The 17,411-nt window shown below is 47.3% G+C and carries 17 protein-coding genes and 2 tRNA genes; 12 read left to right on the top strand and 7 right to left on the bottom strand.

The window, feature by feature from the left end:
* Positions 1 to 24 precede the first annotated feature (24 nt).
* Together ACF8OF_RS12055 and ACF8OF_RS12050 are read left to right on the top strand one after the other, a co-directional pair.
* Positions 25 to 792: a HipA family kinase gene (locus tag ACF8OF_RS12055; protein ID WP_349466181.1), complete on the top strand. Its 768-nt coding sequence runs from the start codon at positions 25 to 27 to the stop codon at positions 790 to 792.
* Positions 779 to 1,660, top strand: a complete 882-nt coding sequence (locus ACF8OF_RS12050) for a hypothetical protein (protein ID WP_392496757.1) — start codon at positions 779 to 781, stop codon at positions 1,658 to 1,660. The genes ACF8OF_RS12055 and ACF8OF_RS12050 overlap by 14 nt, the downstream gene beginning before the upstream one ends.
* A gap of 30 nt (positions 1,661 to 1,690) precedes the next feature.
* Here ACF8OF_RS12050 and ACF8OF_RS12045 read toward each other — a convergent pair whose 3' ends face one another.
* Positions 1,691 to 1,888 (bottom strand): DUF2767 family protein, encoded by a 198-nt coding sequence (locus tag ACF8OF_RS12045; protein WP_036414486.1) that lies wholly within the window; start codon positions 1,886 to 1,888, stop codon positions 1,691 to 1,693.
* A gap of 249 nt (positions 1,889 to 2,137) precedes the next feature.
* On the opposite strand from ACF8OF_RS12045, the gene ACF8OF_RS12040 reads away from it, so the two are divergent.
* Complete coding sequence (locus ACF8OF_RS12040) at positions 2,138 to 2,593, top strand: hypothetical protein (RefSeq protein ID WP_223302380.1); 456 nt, start codon at positions 2,138 to 2,140, stop codon at positions 2,591 to 2,593.
* Between the two features lie 28 nt (positions 2,594 to 2,621).
* On the opposite strand, the gene ACF8OF_RS12035 is transcribed toward ACF8OF_RS12040, so the two are convergent.
* Positions 2,622 to 2,831, bottom strand: a complete 210-nt coding sequence (locus ACF8OF_RS12035) for a hypothetical protein (RefSeq protein WP_004240099.1) — start codon at positions 2,829 to 2,831, stop codon at positions 2,622 to 2,624.
* 354 nt (positions 2,832 to 3,185) lie between these two features.
* Complete coding sequence (locus ACF8OF_RS12030) at positions 3,186 to 3,449, bottom strand: hypothetical protein (protein ID WP_125460924.1); 264 nt, start codon at positions 3,447 to 3,449, stop codon at positions 3,186 to 3,188.
* A 145-nt stretch (positions 3,450 to 3,594) separates the two neighbouring features.
* On the opposite strand from ACF8OF_RS12030, the gene ACF8OF_RS12025 reads away from it, so the two are divergent.
* The 7 genes from ACF8OF_RS12025 (at position 3,595) to ACF8OF_RS11995 (ending at position 7,748) form a co-directional block, all read left to right on the top strand.
* The gene (locus ACF8OF_RS12025) at positions 3,595 to 4,143 is read left to right on the top strand and encodes a hypothetical protein (RefSeq protein ID WP_087769856.1); all 549 of its coding nucleotides are present in this window, start codon (positions 3,595 to 3,597) and stop codon (positions 4,141 to 4,143) included.
* A gap of 206 nt (positions 4,144 to 4,349) precedes the next feature.
* Positions 4,350 to 4,526, top strand: a complete 177-nt coding sequence (locus ACF8OF_RS12020; protein ID WP_004240098.1) for a hypothetical protein — start codon at positions 4,350 to 4,352, stop codon at positions 4,524 to 4,526.
* The gene (locus tag ACF8OF_RS12015) at positions 4,523 to 4,687 is read left to right on the top strand and encodes a hypothetical protein (RefSeq protein ID WP_186758809.1); all 165 of its coding nucleotides are present in this window, start codon (positions 4,523 to 4,525) and stop codon (positions 4,685 to 4,687) included. Before ACF8OF_RS12020 ends, ACF8OF_RS12015 begins: the two co-directional genes overlap by 4 nt.
* Entirely contained in the window at positions 4,684 to 5,046 is a 363-nt protein-coding gene (locus ACF8OF_RS12010) for a hypothetical protein (RefSeq protein WP_087825465.1), read from the top strand. Before ACF8OF_RS12015 ends, ACF8OF_RS12010 begins: the two co-directional genes overlap by 4 nt.
* Before the next feature lie 2 nt (positions 5,047 to 5,048).
* Entirely contained in the window at positions 5,049 to 5,663 is a 615-nt protein-coding gene (locus ACF8OF_RS12005; protein WP_087825466.1) for an ERF family protein, read from the top strand.
* The gene (locus ACF8OF_RS12000) at positions 5,664 to 6,059 is read left to right on the top strand and encodes a single-stranded DNA-binding protein (protein WP_195430965.1); all 396 of its coding nucleotides are present in this window, start codon (positions 5,664 to 5,666) and stop codon (positions 6,057 to 6,059) included.
* 537 nt (positions 6,060 to 6,596) lie between these two features.
* Complete coding sequence (locus ACF8OF_RS11995; RefSeq protein WP_004240095.1) at positions 6,597 to 7,748, top strand: site-specific integrase; 1,152 nt, start codon at positions 6,597 to 6,599, stop codon at positions 7,746 to 7,748.
* 38 nt (positions 7,749 to 7,786) lie between these two features.
* Here ACF8OF_RS11995 and ACF8OF_RS11990 read toward each other — a convergent pair.
* Both ACF8OF_RS11990 and ACF8OF_RS11985 read right to left on the bottom strand, forming a co-directional pair.
* Positions 7,787 to 7,862: transfer RNA gene (locus ACF8OF_RS11990), tRNA-Thr, on the bottom strand.
* A gap of 5 nt (positions 7,863 to 7,867) precedes the next feature.
* Positions 7,868 to 7,955 (bottom strand) — tRNA-Ser (locus ACF8OF_RS11985).
* A 207-nt stretch (positions 7,956 to 8,162) separates the two neighbouring features.
* Here ACF8OF_RS11985 and rcsD point away from each other — a divergent pair.
* Positions 8,163 to 10,877 carry a phosphotransferase RcsD gene (rcsD, locus tag ACF8OF_RS11980; protein ID WP_392496754.1) on the top strand — a complete coding sequence of 905 codons (2,715 nt, stop codon included), beginning with the start codon at positions 8,163 to 8,165 and terminating at the stop codon, positions 10,875 to 10,877.
* Positions 10,870 to 11,520 carry a response regulator transcription factor RcsB gene (gene rcsB / locus ACF8OF_RS11975; protein WP_262858702.1) on the top strand — a complete coding sequence of 217 codons (651 nt, stop codon included), beginning with the start codon at positions 10,870 to 10,872 and terminating at the stop codon, positions 11,518 to 11,520. The genes rcsD and rcsB overlap by 8 nt, the downstream gene beginning before the upstream one ends.
* 70 nt (positions 11,521 to 11,590) lie before the next feature.
* On the opposite strand, the gene rcsC is transcribed toward rcsB, so the two are convergent.
* Together rcsC and gyrA are read right to left on the bottom strand one after the other, a co-directional pair.
* Positions 11,591 to 14,437, bottom strand: coding sequence for a two-component system sensor histidine kinase RcsC (gene rcsC / locus ACF8OF_RS11970; protein ID WP_392496753.1), 2,847 nt, complete (start codon positions 14,435 to 14,437; stop codon positions 11,591 to 11,593).
* 173 nt (positions 14,438 to 14,610) lie between these two features.
* Positions 14,611 to 17,226, bottom strand: coding sequence for a DNA topoisomerase (ATP-hydrolyzing) subunit A (gyrA, locus tag ACF8OF_RS11965; protein WP_262883492.1), 2,616 nt, complete (start codon positions 17,224 to 17,226; stop codon positions 14,611 to 14,613).
* Between the last annotated feature and the right edge of the window lie 185 nt (positions 17,227 to 17,411).

Here is a 17,411-nt window from a genome sequence, read left to right as displayed (position 1 = left end):
GGTGTAGAAATACATTATGAGGATATGACAGTGATAAGAGTTGGCAGACTCCATCCTGGTGGTGAACGCATAGGTGAAGGGCAGCACAATCCAATAAAAGGGGTTGCATCTTTCCAAGCGGGTGATGACATAGAAGAACTAGTCGTATTCGCAAAAGAATTATCAGATAGAGAGATGTCTATTGAAATAATTTGTGCAACATTAGGTAGAAAAATTGGATTGCCGATACCAGAGCCAGTTATTCTTTTTGATAATGATGAAAAAATATTTTTTGGCAGCATTGATGCAGAATACCCTAGCCTTGCGCATTACATAAAAGATACAAAAGACCCATCCATCGAACTTAAGCTATCGACATGGGGTGGACTAAGCCAAGCTGCATTCTTTGACGAATGGATCGCCATGGACGATAGAAATAACGGCAACCTGCTGTTTGATGGCGAGGGTTTCATTCTTATCGATCATGAGTCAGCCATACCTTCTGGCCTTCAGTCTGACCAGTCCGGAATTGATTTTTACTTCAACCAATTACTTGACATACTCCTATGCAACCTAGATAGAAACAACGAAATCGAAGTTCAAAAATTAGCTAACGATGCCAGGGCATGGTCACAACAAAATTCAGAAGACCCGACTAGTTACACTGATAATTTTTTAGAGAAAACAATCAACGAGAAAAACAGAAATCAGTTGATTTCTTTTTTATCATCCCGCATAGAAATTTTGGGAACCATGCTTTATCATCAAATAAAGCCAAATCAAATGCAGATGCAATACGATGCTAAATCTTAATGAACTCTTGAACACAGCACCAAGAACGCCAGCAGTCACTGGCGAGTGGGCATCAGTGTATCTGGAACCAATGATTGGTTCTGGAGAGAGGCTTACGATTGTAGTTGCTGCAAAGTGTACAGATAAATTAATTGATGTCAGACCTGCTATACGACAAGAGATTATAGATATTATGTATGGCCAACGTAGTGAGGCATTTTCCTCTATGGTTGACGTCATAGCAACAAGCCTCAAACTCCATTTAGAAAAAACAAGGTCATTTCACACTTGGGTTCCTCCTGTAAGTGGAGTGACATTAGGTAAGGTAAGAAAAGCTGCATCTAAAGATTTGGTTGGCATTTTAAGACAGGCAATAACATTATCATCCAGCCTTTCAAGTCTATTGGATGATAAGTCCGAGTTGAATTCCACCAAAAAACAAACCAGAACAGAAAAAGACAGGTGGACAACACAATTACAACAGGCAGTAATAAGGTCTGATGCAAGGCGACAAGGCTACTTTAATGCAAAATATGATTTTAAAAACAAGCGAATGGCAGCATCCGTATTTTATTTAAGTGAACATGCGGCAATCAATACCGGTAAACTTCTTCCAAGCTCACTCAGTAATTTGGTCGCGCATAGTAAGGCTAAAATAGCGGATTTATCTCTGATAAGAAGTCATCCAGACCTGTTACCTAGAGAAACTCATGAGTTTATAGTGTTCAAACCAAGTGATGATGACCCACGTTATCAAGACAGTGAAATCGCAAAAGTAAACAGTGCATTCCTTATTCTTCAGGATCTAGCCGAAAAGGATGAAATAACACTGACCGCTGTCACAGATATCCAAGAAGGTGCAATGCGCATACTAAGAACAGCAGCATAACCCCAGCCCTCCCCGCGAGAGCTTTTTGTATCAGTTATCGCTCATCAGGTCGATAGCAACCTCATAGACCTCATTCATAAACCTGTCTATTTCTTGTTCTTTATGGGAGTACAGCAATTGCCTGATATTTCCTTTCGTTATCATCTGCCGTGAATCCAGTAACATAATAGCCGCTCTGCCTGTTACTCTGCATACTTCACTGTAAATCAGTTCTCGTTCGTCACTCATTCATCACCTCTGTATATTTATTCAACAATAACATCCGCAGCAGCGCTTGGACAGAAAATAATTGTATATTTTTTGTTCCGCCTCATGTGATCTACGCCAGATTTTGACGATTTTAAAAAAGATAAATCATTAATAAAATCAACAATATAAATATATTAAATCTTATCTAACATTACCCAAGCCTAAATATGCGCTTGACGCATTTGCGTAAAATGCATATTGTCATATCCATCAACGGAACACAGCACGTTGGCGCTCTTTAAAAACGATGATAGCGAGCTGTGCATTGGCTGTCAGAACGGTGACGCTGATAAAGCGTCAACCTTCTCAGAAGGTTTCGGGATTGAAGCAAAGCATGATTGTACCAATCACCAAAGCCGACTGTTTGGAGGAAATATGGCAATAATCATAGTGAAAAAATCACGCAAGCCTGAATTTTTACGTGGCAACTCAGCAAACAGGCGTCACGCCAGGAGAAAGGCTGAAGCGATTGCCACCAAAAATGTAAAAATGAAGTTGGAGGAAATATTCAGAACTGAACCGGACAAAAGCCCAATGAGCCGAGTAGAAAAAGCCACATCAGCATGCAGTACACCGATTTACGATTCACCGGATAACTGCTGCTTAAACACTACTGCCCTGTATTCAACTAAGCGATATAATTCAAAACCAAAAACAGAATTTGGCATCACGGCCAGAGCATAGCCCATCCTATGAATGGGCTGACCAAGTATTACTTAAGGTAGAGCAAGTCCAGTGCTGCTTTCTCTGCATCTTCTGGCTCATCAAATGACTCCAGAATGTGCGGGTACCTTGCTGCCTGACTCAAACTTTTAATATTTTTCTCAATTTCGGATTTTTGCTCGGTAGTCAGCGCGTCAAAAATTGATTTCAGCAAAATATGCTGCGCGTCCAGACGCTTTGCTATCACTTCATTATTCATCTTATTTATCTCATTTTATAGGGTTAAAAGCATCTTAACGGATTTCTATCTGTAACACACTGCACCTCATCTGATATGGTTAAAAGCAGACACTTCACCCCATCACATTTACGGGGGATGTTAGGTTAAATAAAACAGGAGATGGATATGACATGTAGCAATAAGTACTGCATCGACTGAATTGAGCTCATCACATGTTGCTCAGGCAGAGGCGTATGCCGGAAGCTGCTGCAAAGTGTGCAATAATGAGAACATAGAGCCAACAGATAAAAGCATTTTTGATTATCTAAAATATATCGAGTGTCTTGGCGTCTGACAGCCCAGGAGACGAGCATCCAGTCAGTAATCTGAAATTTATATTTTCTGCTTCAGAATAGAATAGTAACAGTCTGATATCTTAATTAGATTAACTCCGGGGCGGACGCTGGATTCAACAACTTCCAAAACATCTTTATCAATCAAACGCTTTGCTGCTTTTTTATAAATTCTGATTTTCCTTTTTTTGTATTTTCCATTAAGAAAATATATCAGTAATGCGCGTTCTTCATCATCGAAATTTTTTATTACTTTGGGAGCTTTTATGAATCGAAAAATTACTTTTTTTATTAGCTCACTCATTATCTCTCCATAATCCATTGAACATCCGAATAATATTCTAGCATAAATTAACATATGATTTTACTGAAATTTTAACTTTTCTCTCAATGCTGGGATAACTATTCAGACATCACGTAGCACAGGGAAGTGTATAGGAGGAAGTAACATGCCGATGTTTAAAGTAACGTGTAAATGGAACGGAAAGCCATGGGAAAAGGATATCGAGGCCGAGGATGAGGCCGACTGTACAGAACACATGTATCTGTTTGGTGTACTGATTGGCAAAGCCGATATTCAAGACCTGCAATTAACTGAGATAAAGGAGAAAAAAACAATGTCAGGGCACCCACATGCAGACCTGATGGCTAAAGCCGCAGAGATAGCGAAGACGGATAAAGAGTGGTATTCACAATTTCAGCGCCTGATTGGCGGTGAATGGCAGTCCCCTATCGCCGAGTTTGTATTTCTACCTGAAATAGAATACCGCATGAAGCCGCGCTATATCGACATTAATGGATATCAGGTTCCAGAACCGGTGCAGGAGTCACTGGAGTACGGAACGGGTTACTGTGTTGTGGGTCTCGATGGTATTGATTATCAACGCTGGTGCGATGATGAAGACGATGAAAATCTACTTAAACAAGGGCGCATTCACCTAACCAGAGAAGCGGCAGAAGCCCACCGTTCCGCCCTGATCTCTTTCACACAGAAGTAATCCCCCTATCCCACCTCCGGATATCAGCAGGTAAACAACATGAAAACTAAACCTTGTCGCGCTGCGTGCGGTTCTGACGTGGCGTGCATCTCTATGTCATTTTTACGCCTTGCCCGATGTGCGGCAAGGGTAGCGATATCCACCGGAAAGTCCCGTATTTGGGATCTGGCTAACCAATTACAGATGAGAGCTTACGGGAGAAAGATATGTCGCTGATGACTGCGAAACAAAAACACACCAAGGAACAGGTTATTGAGTTGTTCAATCAGGCTGACATGGATGAAAAGCAGATTGAGCAGATTGTGTCGGAGTGGCGTTGGCGCAGGGAGAACGCCAAAACAAGCCGCATTCTCCATCAGTGCAGAATGAGGCTACCGGCATGAAGACATACACAATACAGGATGCTCAGGAAGAGCGGCAACGGATTGCCGAACAGCGCAGAAAACAAGAGCAGAAAGAAAAGGATGATTACTGGTTTCGTGAAAGTGTCGGATTGCCAAACGGACGGGTACCGGCAGAATTTTTAAGCGGAGAATTCACATGATGGAATATCCACGCCGCATAGGGAAACGCGCAGGCTCCGGCGGGACGTATGAGGACAATTATCAACGCGCCCTGAAATCAGCAATTGAGCAAATGGATTTGCAACGGCGGGGGAAATCGACCGGAGAGCCTTCACTGTCAGAGCAACGGGTTGCCGAGACACTTTACAACATCTGCCGTATCACCGCCCTTCACTATCCCCCACTACCCGAAAACATCAAAGCAGCACGGAATGCTGCTGAGACACAGGCGTGGAGAGAATGGAGGACAGAACATGGAAAAGCTACCGGTGTCGGTGGTGTTGATTATTACGGCGGTGGGCGTGCGGAATCACGCCCTGGCCAAAGATTGGGGGATTAATCATGTCTGAAGTCTATAAGGCAATAAGTGCCGTAGCCAAGGAACTGGCTGAGACAGGCATCAAAAAAGGGAGCCGGAATTCACAACAGGGGTTTATGTTCAGGGGTATCGACGCTGTATACAACGCACTTGCCCCGGCGCTGGTTAAGCATGGCCTGATTATCCTTCCCCGCATTATGGATCGTTCTGTCACGGAGCGACAGACACAAAAAGGCGGTACCTTATTTTATGTCGTGGTGAAGGCTGAGTTTGATTTCATTGCCACGGAAGACGGCAGCAAACACACAGTGACCACCTTTGGCGAAGCTATGGATAGCGGGGACAAGGCAACCAACAAAGCAATGTCTATCGCTTATAAATACGCAGCTTTCCAGGCATTTTGTATTCCTACCGAAGAAACTGCGATTGATGCTGACGCAGAGGTTCACGATGTTGTTCCACGTAATCCAGAGCAGATTTTGGGTGACTATACCGAATTTCTTAATGTCACAAGTGACACAAAGACGATTGAGGCTGAATACCGGAAAGTATGGCGAATGCTGAACGGTAGCGACAAACAGGATGAATGTAAGCGCCTCACCGGCATCAGGATCAACGAACTTAAGCAGGCGGCATAAATGGCAATTAACGTAATTACAATCAGCGGCAATCTCGGAAAGGATTGTGAGCAACGATGGACTCCGGCAGGGAAAGCCGTTGCATCGTTCAGCCTACCGGTGAAACAGGGATATGGCGAGCACGAAAAGACATCGTGGGTTATCTGTAAAATGTTCGGCGCGAAAGCTGAGAAATTGCCAGAACACCTGAAAAAAGGAATGAAGGTGACGGTTACTGGCGAGTTCATCATGGAGGAATGGACAGGTCAGGATGGCAATAAACGATCAGCGCCGGTGATTATCGTGAACCAGTTGGATTTCAGCAACAATCAGGCAGGAAGCCAGAAGCCGCAGACGCAGCAAGCTCCAGCACGGAATGAGCCACCGATGGATTTTGACTATGATGTTCCGTTTTAGGATGAAGCGTAATGCAGGGATGATCAGGTAGACGAAAGCGTTAAGTTATAACACCACAGAAAGCAGAGAACGGACGCAGACGAATAGCAAGGGATTGCCTTACGGAATTAATGCAGCACACATCAGACGAACAACACACCGCAATACTCGGCAAATACACACCGAAATTCAAACCACTTAATCACCCGTGCTTTCCTGAGAAGAAAGTGCCCGGGTATTACGTGCGTACGTTACAGCAGGAGGATGAAGTATGGGGGTTGCAACTAAACCCACTTTAACCAGAGGCAGAGCCCTAACTTTATATTGGCCGACCGTAGACGCCTACCCGATGGATAGCCGTGAAGCCTGTGCCTTCATGGGAATATCTTACCCTACCCTGAAAAAATGGATTGATTCCGGCAGGCTTTCCGGCTCGAGAAAAGATCCGCTTAAGCCCAAATCGCCGTGGCAGTTTACCCGTGCAAATTGCATTGCAGCCATCAACTACAAAATGCACAATACGCCGGAAAGCGTGATTAGTGCGGAAGAGGAAAGGATATGTCAATCTTCCGGAGAGGCGAGATATGGTACGCCAGTTACTCGCACAATGGTAAAAGAATTAAGGAGTCGCTTGGTACAACGGACAAAAAACAAGCGCAGGAGTTGCATGATAAACGAAAGGCCGAGCTGTGGCGCGTAAACTCACTGGGTGAAACTCCGAAGGTTACTTTTGAGGTTGCCTGTACGCGGTGGCTCGAGGAAAAATCAGGCAAAAAATCTCTTGATGATGATAAAACCAAAATACTGTTTTGGCTCGATCACTTTGAAGGGATGCACCTGGCAGATATTGATGAGATTAAAATCTATGATGCTGTCAGTAAGCTGAAAAATCAGAAGCTGAAAGAAAATTGGGAAAAGCATATTTCCGGCAGGAAGCGGCGTGCAGTCAGTAAAAAATCAGAGCCGGTTTCTGTAGCAACCAAATCTGCTTACCTGGCTTTCATCAAGTCACTGCTCCGCGCCGCTGAACGCGACTGGAAGTATCTCGATAAAGCCCCGAATATCCGGGTGCCAAAACCGAAGAATAACCGGGTCCGATGGCTTGAGCCACGGGAAGCAAAACGCCTGATCGATGAATGCAGTGAACCTCTTAAATCTGTTGTGACATTTGCTCTGGCTACCGGCCTGCGGCGCTCCAATATTATTAACCTGGAATGGTCACAAATAGATATGCCGAGAAAAGTAGCGTGGATTCCCCCGGATCAGACCAAATCAGGGAAAGCATTGGGTGTTGCTCTTAACGACACTGCGTGCCGCGTCCTGCGTGAGCAGATAGGCAATCACACAAAGTATGTTTTTGTGCATACGAAGGCTAAAAACAGATCTGACGGCTCAATGACTCCGGTTGTCAGAAAAATGCGCGTTGACGGTAATACTGCGTTCAGGACTGCACTTAAACGTGCCGGTATAGAAAACTTCCGTTTTCACGACCTTCGCCACACATGGGCGAGCTGGTTAATTCAGGCGGGAGTACCGCTGTCCGTATTGCAGGAAATGGGGGGATGGGAATCAATAGAAATGGTACGCCGGTATGCTCACCTGGCACCGGGTCATCTGAGCCAGCATGCGCAGCAAATCGATGCTGTTTTTGGTGAGGATGTCCCAAATATGTCCCACCCGACCCTGAGTGTGGTTGGTGAGCACAAATGAAAAACCCGCTAACTGGTTGAGAGTTAACGGGTTTAATATGGTGCCGGCTACCGGAGTCGAACTGGTGACCTACTGATTACAAGTCAGTTGCTCTACCAACTGAGCTAAGCCGGCTAATTTGGCGGAAGGATAGAGATTCGAACTCTAGGACGGTCTCCCGTCGGCGGTTTTCAAGACCGCTGCCTTAAGCCACTCGGCCATCCTTCCATGGGGCGCGATTATGCTGAAAAATGAGGAACCTGTCTACCCCTATATGCAAAAAAAACCGATTTTTTTGTCTGCCTGCTCAACATTCACACACCGTACCGGCCTGAGGGCGAAAGACAGCTGTTATTGTGGCAGGAATTAGTATGATAGAATTAATTCCCGGTGAATTTACAGTCAAGTACTTACTATAAGGTTGCAACGGAACATATGTACAGACAGTCACATTCCAGGCCTTATGCGATACCCGGCTTTTATGCATCATTTATTTCGTTATTAGTCTTATCTCTCTTTTTATACGGATATAACTATTACGATGCCTGGCTGGGAAGCAAGAAAGGCGCACTCTACAGTTTCAGCAGCCGGATAGAACATCAGGTTGAAACCTACCGCTATCAGTCCGCTGAGCTGTTCCGGCTTGCCAATACCACGGATACCGATAAACGGCCCGAACTCGTTCCCCCGCATAAGATCCTGAATGATATTTACTGGATTGACAGCCGTGTACCGGTGGTGGATGCCATTTTATTCGGTCAGACCAATGATGAGACGTATGCCATTGCACGGCGCTTTTCGGATTATCTGACCATTTTGTGGGGCGGCGAGAATCAGTTTAATTCCATGTATTACCTTAACGGTCTGGATAACAGTCTGCTGCTGGTCACATCCCACTCCGCCCTGCGCCCGGAACTGCGCTATCGTGAAAGCCAGCTGACGCTGGGAGCCGATGAGAAACGGGCAGAAATGCTGGCGGATTCCACCGCGCTGGATGAACGGGAGACACTCTCCTCTTTTACCAAGATGCCGTCAGAATCAACGTATTACTATACTTACCGCGCAATGTTCAATAACCCCGGTCAGCTGACCAGCGTGGTCGCGTTTGATTTACCGGTGAATAACCTGGTACCGGACAATCTGGATCTGTCCAATCTGTCACTGATCCCGGCCGGATCCCATACGCTCAGTAACCGCCCGAATGCGGTACAAATCAGTATTAACGGCCTGTCACTGAAACTCAGTTACCGTCTGCGTGAAATGCCGTATCAGGTGGTTTATCAGCTCTCGCTGCTGGCACTGGCCGAAGAAATGCTGTCGGCGAATATCTGGCTGTTAATTTCTGCCTTCCTGTTCACTGCACTTTCCGTCGGCGGCCTCGTTTATATCCGTAAGCGATTTATTTCTCCGCTCAATACATTGGTTCGTCAGGCCAGAAACAGTGAGGCAATAACCAATGAGATTGTGGCTCAGGTGCCTGTCGGGCTGGCGATTTATGATTTTGCCGCCAATAAACGGCTGGTCGGTAATACGATTGCCACCCAGCTGCTGACCCTCAGTGACCTGAACAAAACCCGCGATATGGCCCGGGAGCATCACGGCCGGATCCAGACCACCATTGATAATGTGGTCTATGAAGTCAGTATGAATCCGGTCCGTGATATGAATGATACGTACCTGATCCTGTTCCGGGATGTGGATCAGGAGGCACTGACCGCGCGCCGTCTGCAACTGTCTGACCGCGAGTATAAGAAAAGTATCAAAGCCCGTCAGTCCGTGTTATCGAATATCCGTTCCGAGCTGGTGGTGCCGGTCAAGCAGCTTGGTAATGATCTGCATACACTGGCACCGTATGTCACCGACCCGGCCGGTGCTCAGCTGATGGATAAAGTGGTGACAGAATCCGGTCATCTGTGTGAGTGGATTGAAAACATCATTCTGCTGGCTGACCTGGAAACCGATGACTGGAAGCCGACCAATGATGAATTCCTGTTGTCACAGATGGCTGAGGATATTGTTAAACAATTCTCACGTCAGATAAATGACAAAGGTATTCCGCTTTATTTTCATAACGGAATTAACAAGCAGCTGAATTATATTGGTGACGGTCCTGTTATCAGTAAGATTTTTTTATTATTGCTGAATTACGCCGTCAGCAATTTAAGATACGGGAAATTAGTTATTCGCCTTAAGAATATATTCAAAGATGAACATAATAATATCAAATTTGAAATAATCGCCAGTGGTTCGGGTCTGCCGCAATCTGATCTTGTTAACCGGCATGATCCATTTATGTTTCAGGTCGCGGATAGTGAAGGTCGTCCGAACTCCGGACTGGCATTCTATTTGTGTGATTTATTATGTAAGAAGCTGAAAGGTGAACTGAAAATAGACAGTAAACCGGATATCGGTACTCACTATAGCGTTGAGCTGCCGCTGCCTGCCACTGAGATGATCGGTGAGCCGTCAGAGGTGCTGGAAGACACGCTGTTTAAGATCAATATCATTAATCCGAGCATTCGGGAAATAATTAACACAATTATAATTGAAAATGGCGGAATTTTATTTGATAAAAATCGCGCATTATTGCAAGATGAATATGACATCCTGATAACTGACTTTGATAAGAAAGCGAGAAAGCCAATTCTCTTTTTACGAAATGATATTATTGAACATAAAATGATTACACCTTCCCTGGTGGAGTGTAATTATAATTTCAATGATGAAATTCTGAATGCTATTACGCTGCTTATCGAACAAAGCTTAACTTCGGATGAGTTTGATGATAGATTCTTACCCGGGAATCCGGGTATTAATACAGCAGCACTTTCCGTCGGGGAAGTTGTTGCATTATATAAAAATCAGCTGGCACAAAGTACGTATAAAGATCTATTTGCCACCACAGTACCTCCTGATATAAGTAAGATGTACACAGAAGCAGAATTAAGTGAATTGCAGCCACTGGCGCTGACAGTACATCGGGTCAAAGGGGTCTTTGCTGTACTCGACTTTGATTATCTGAAATCACGCTGTGAAGATATAGAACGCTGTATCGCTGACAAAAACAAAATGAAAGTGGATGAAGGTATCCGGGAAATTGATGCCATTGTCACTGAATTGCTGCAGCAAGGTAACCAAGAGTATGAATAACCTGAATGTTATTATCGCTGACGACCATCCTATTGTTCTGTTCGGGATAAAAAAGTCTCTGGAACAGCTGGAAACGGTTAATGTTGTTGGTGAATTTGAAGATTCCACTTCACTTATCAATAACTTAGCACGATTGGATGCAGATGTTCTGATCACTGACCTCTCCATGCCGGGAGATAAATACGGTGATGGCATCACGCTTATTAAGTATATCAAGCGCCATTATCCTGACCTGGCGATTATTGTGCTGACCATGAACAATAATCCGGCGATCCTCAGTGCTGTACTGGACCTCGATATCGAAGGGATCGTACTGAAGCAGGGAGCGCCTGCTGATCTGCCGAAAGCACTGGCCTCGTTACAGAAAGGAAAGAAATTCACGCCTGACAGCGTTTCCAAACTGCTGGAAAAAGTGAATGCCAACGGATACGGCGATAAACGCCTGTCTCCGAAAGAGAGTGAGGTTCTGCGTCTGTTTGCCGAAGGGCATCTGGTCACTGAGATTGCGCGTAAACTGAACCGCAGTATCAAAACCATCAGCAGCCAGAAAAAATCCGCCATGCTGAAGCTGGGTGTGGATAACGATATCGCTCTGCTTAATTACCTTTCGTCTGTCACTATCGACAGCCCCCGGGACGAGTAATCCGGAAACGTTTTACCATACTGATACAAAACCGCCATTCATCTGAATGGCGGTTTTTTTATGTGTCCGGTTATTCTGCCTGTGGTGGTGTGACCTGCGGGATATAGTGCGCCATCATGGTGCGCAGCGCCTGCATCGAGACCGGTTTGGAAAGGCAGTCATTCATGCCGGAGGCCAGACAGCGCTCGCGCTCCTCTGCCATCGCGTTGGCGGTGATCCCGATAACCGGCAGTGTCATGCCCTTCTCTCTCAGTGTGCGCGTCAGGTCATAACCGTTCATATTCGGCATGTTGACGTCTGACAGAATAATATCCACTTCATGGGTTTCGAGGAAATTGAGTGCATCCAGTCCGTCATCCGCCGTTGCCGTGTGGTAGCCGAACAGATGCAGCTGATCGGACAGCAGATGGCGGTTAATCGGATGGTCATCCACAATCAGGATCCGGACATGCACCGCCTGCTGACTGTCCGGCAACGGCGGCGGCGGCAGATCATCCGCTTCCTGACGGCGGTTATTCAGGCGATCGGAAACAAAATCAAACAACCCGTCGAGCTGATGCGTGTTATGCCGCCAGTGATTACCGCCCTGCGGCACCGGTTTGTCGGTATAACCGGCATCCAGCTCAATCAGCAGACGGGCCTGTTTCATCGCCGGCGTGACCACATCCGTTATCACCACCGCACAGGTAATATCCGGACATTCAGACAGCGCCACCGGGACCGCGGCAATATCCTGCCAGTAACGCTGCATATAATCCGCCAGCACGCCGTTCCGGAAATCAAAGACCAGCGGTACAGTCAGCGGCACAATATCCGTATGATGACCGGACGGATAAGCGGTATAGCACGGGAATCGGATCCCGAACAGACTGCCGACCTCTTTCTGCGATTCCACCATCATGTCGCCGTCCATCAGTGAAATCAGTTTTTCACAGATAGGCAGCCCCAGCCCGGTCCCTTGTGACGGGCTGTCCGTATTCGGCATAATCTGATAAAACGGGTCGAATAACTGGCGCAGCTCATCTTCACTGATACCACCGCCGGTATCCTGAATATCCACATGCAGATATTCACCGCAGACATAGACGTGAATACACACCATCCCGACATACGTGTATTTAATCGCATTATTAAACAGGTTGGCGATCACCTGCTGCATCCGTACCGGGTCATTACAGACCAGTTCCGGCACCTCTTTTTCGATAAAGCAGTACAGAGAAAGGTGTTTTTTCGCCACCAGCGGCAGATAGTTTGCCACCACAAAGTGAATATGTTCGCGGAAATTAAATTCTCTCGGCTCAATTTTCAGCTGTTTGGATTCAATTTTGGAGAAGTCGAGAATATCACTGATGATTTTCAGTAATAAAGATGATGAATTATTCATGGTGCCGAGCAGACGCTGGGCATCCCGCGAATGAGCCATGGACTGTAACAGTTCCAGGTTACCGATGATACCGTACAGCGGTGTGCGCAACTCGTGGCTGACCGTGGCGAGGAACATGGATTTCGACTGGTTGGCCTGCTCTGCCGCCTGTGCCGCGTCCTGTAATGAACTTTCCAGCTGCACACGGGCGCTGATATCCACCAGAACACAAATCGCCACTTCCTCGTTCTGGTAACGGGAATGCACAAAACTGACCTGAAGGTGCCCGCCGTTACGGGTCACCATATCTTCCATTCCCTGGCGCTTATCCTTTATCAGCAGACCGATGCGATTGCGATCCTCGAACGAAAGCATACGCCAGTAATTATGAGCCAGCTCATTACTCAGCAGTGCCGTACCGTCGAGGGTGCGCAGGATACAGATCCCGACCGGTGCAGAGGCCACAATTTTGTGGTTAAACTGCTCGTGCTCCTCCAGACGTATTGCGCTGTTTTCCGCAGGCATAAATATCCGCCGCTCCAGCAGCCAGGTGAACAGCCCGATAATAATGGCGGAAATCAGGTTAAGGATCGCCCCGTTGAGGATCTGGAATTTCAGTTTTTCATAAATTGAGCTCAGCGGCGTGGTATACACCACACTCAGCAGCGACGGCGTCAGTCTGCGTTTAAAGACCAGCCGGGTGAATCCGTCGTCATAGCCGAAATAATTGTCATCCACCAGATAGCTGTCTTTATTTTTCTGCGTGTTAATTTCTTCCGGATAGGAGAGCACAACATCATCCTGCTCATTGATGATCACCATATTCGCCGGAAAATCGCGCAGACGGTTGAAGTTCTCCAGCTGCAGGTTACGTTCAATGCCCATCAGCGCCAGAAAACGACCATCATAATACAGCGGCATCATCACAAACAGGCTGGCCATTCCCTGATTACTGCCCGGTGCCGCCCAGTAAATGGTGCGTTCTTTCCCCTGGCTTTTCAGGCGGAAATAGTTCTGAGAGTAATCATTGACCATTCTGCGCAGCGTTTCGCTGCTGGTGGAGAGATTGCGGATCGGAAATGACACCATACACAGGGTTTTTGAACCGACCAAAAAGACCTGATTGAGCCCCGTTGGGGCGGCAATATTATTCTGCCAGTACGTCAGGAGATCTTTGAATGCAATAATATAGGGGCCGCTGCCGGTACGGAACGCTGCGCAGTCGCCTTTGGTGTTAAGTGCCCGGTAATCAATAAAAAACCCGTCAGTCGTCCGGTCAGCCGGTTCTCCCGGCCGTACTTCTTTATTTTCGACAAACCGCTCATTCATATAACGGATATCGCGGGTTATATCGGTGGATTGCCGGAAATAGGCCAATAAGGCATCGTAATCGGAATAATACTGCTGGCGGATATCATTGCGCATCCCGTTATAGATATTCAGTAAATAGAATATCGTCACCAGCGCCCCCAGCCCCCATAACATCACACCGACGATCCGGAACAGGTAACGCGAAATTTTCAGTGATGTCTGGAAAGATGAAAAGTATCTCAAAGGGGCTCCGTCAATAATGAATCTGATATATTCACGAGGTTTCAGACTGTTATGTCTAGGATATACCACTGTGCAATGTTTACAAAACCCCCGGGCTAAATAAAAAGCAGGAACAATATTATTGTTCCTGCTTTATCCGTTTTCTGATTTTATATTACCGGAAACCGGTGATATTAATCGTTATTCTCTTCTGCATTATCATCCGGTGCTGCATCCGTCACTTCACCGTCTTCAGAGAAATCATTTTCATCCTCTTCCGGCTCTGCGAGACGCTGCAGACCGACCACTTTCTCTTCTTCTCCGGTACGGATCAGTGTCACACCCTGGGTATTACGGCCCACGATACTGACTTCAGAGACGCGGGTACGGACCAGTGTACCGGCATCGGTGATCATCATAATCTGATCATCTGCGCCGACCTGGATTGCCCCCACGACTTTCCCGTTACGCTCACTCACTTTGATGGAGATAACCCCCTGAGTGGCACGGGATTTGGTCGGATACTCCGCTTCCGCAGTCCGTTTGCCGTAGCCGTTTTCGGTGACGGTCAGGATCTCACCTTCACCGCGCGGAATAATCAGTGACACGACCGCATCGTCATCACCCAGGCGGATACCGCGCACACCGGTGGCAGTACGCCCCATGGCACGGACCGCATCTTCCGCAAAGCGGACAACTTTACCGTCAGCAGAGAACAGCATCACTTCATTGCTGCCGTCAGTCAGGTCAACACCAATCAGTTCATCACCCTCATTGAGGTTGACGGCGATAATCCCGGCATTACGCGGACGGCTGAAGTCCTGCAGGGAGGTTTTCTTCACGGTACCGCTGGCGGTCGCCATAAAGACAAATTTACCTTCCTCATATTCGCGGACCGGCAGAATCGCGGTGATACGTTCGTTCTGTTCCTGATCCAGCGGTAATATGTTGATAATCGGACGACCGCGGGCACCACGGCTGGCTTCCGGTAACTGATACACTTTCAGCCAGTACAGCTTCCCTTTGTTGGAGAAGCAGAGAATGGTGTCGTGGGTGTTCGCCACCAGCAGACGTTCGATAAAATCTTCTTCTTTGATGCGGGCGGCAGATTTACCTTTCCCGCCGCGGCGCTGGGCTTCATAGTCGGTCAGCGGCTGATACTTCACATAGCCCTGATGAGACAGTGTCACCACAACATCTTCCTGACTGATCAGATCTTCGATGTTGATATCCGCTGTATTTTCTGTGATATCGGTACGGCGCTTATCGTTGAACTGCTCTTTCACTGCCACCAGCTCTTCCCGGATAACTTCCATCAGACGCTCAGGGCTTTGCAGGATATGCAGCAGACCGGCGATCAGTTCCAGTAATTCGCGGTATTCGTCGAGCAGTTTTTCATGCTCCAGACCGGTCAGTTTCTGCAGACGCAGATCCAGAATCGCCTGAGCCTGAACCTCGGTCAGATGATAAAGACCATCGCGGATACCAAACTGCTCATCCAGACCTTCCGGACGGGCGGCATCATCACCGGCACCGGCCAGCATGGCGGCAACCGTACCCAGTTCCCACGCCTGTGCCAGTAACCCGGCTTTTGCTTCCGCAGGTGTTGGTGCACGGCGGATAAGCTCGATAATCGGATCGATATTAGCCAGTGCGATCGCCAGACCTTCAAGGATATGGGCGCGTTCACGGGCTTTGCGTAATTCATAGATTGTCCGGCGGGTCACCACTTCACGGCGGTGGCGCACAAACGCACTGAGAATTTCTTTCAGATTGAGGATCTTCGGTTGTCCCTGATGCAGGGCAACCATATTGATACCAAACGTGGTCTGCATCTGTGTCAGCAGATACAGGTTGTTCAGTACCACTTCACCGACCGCATCACGTTTGACTTCAATCACAATGCGCATACCGTCTTTATCGGATTCATCACGCAGCGCGCTGATGCCTTCCAGACGTTTTTCTTTAACCAGCTCGGCGATTTTCTCAATCAGGCGGGCTTTGTTTACCTGATACGGAATTTCGTTAACAATAATGGTTTCGCGGCCGGTTTTTTCATCCGTTTCCACTTCGGCGCGGGCACGGATATGAATTTTGCCGCGTCCGGTGCGGTAAGCCTCAAGAATACCGCGGCGGCCGTTGATAATCGCCGCTGTCGGGAAGTCCGGCCCCGGGATGTGCTCCATCAGACCTTCGATGCTGATATCTTCATCATCAATATAGGCCAGGCAGCCGTCGATGACTTCACCCAGGTTATGCGGCGGAATATTGGTTGCCATCCCGACAGCAATACCGGATGAACCATTCACCAGCAGGTTCGGGATGCGGGTCGGCATCACATCCGGGATCATTTCGGTACCGTCATAGTTCGGTACAAAATCCACGGTTTCTTTGTCGATGTCGGCTAACAGTTCATGGGCAATTTTTGCCATACGGACTTCCGTATAACGCATTGCCGCTGCGGAGTCACCGTCGATTGAACCAAAGTTACCCTGACCATCCACCAGCATATAGCGCATTGAGAACGGCTGAGCCAGGCGGACAATCGTTTCATACACAGCACTGTCACCATGGGGGTGATATTTACCGATCACATCCCCGACCACACGGGCAGATTTTTTATAGGCTTTATTCCAGTCATTACCCAGTTCTTTCATCGCGAATAACACGCGGCGGTGAACCGGTTTCAGACCATCCCTGACATCGGGGAGCGCGCGTCCGACAATAACGGACATGGCGTAATCCAGATACGAGCTTTTCAGCTCCTCTTCGATGTTAACGGGCAAGATTTCTTTGGCATTGTCGCTCATGGAGCCAGTATCCCTCATTACTCCGGATTCAAGGTGCGGAACTATACCACAAATCGCCAATGTTTAAAAAAGGAGATATAAAAATCGGGAGAGTATTTTATTTCTGACGCATCCGCGTCCGGCATTGTATACTGACGCCATCGCGTATTCCGGCAGGTTCTGCCGCAGCAAGAGAGAGAAAGAGA

The organism is Morganella sp. TYF_1, assembly GCF_043105645.1.
GTDB lineage: Bacteria > Pseudomonadota > Gammaproteobacteria > Enterobacterales > Enterobacteriaceae > Morganella > Morganella morganii_B.
The sequence above is the reverse complement of the archived record's forward strand: the minus strand, read 5'-3'. Positions and strand labels throughout refer to the sequence as shown.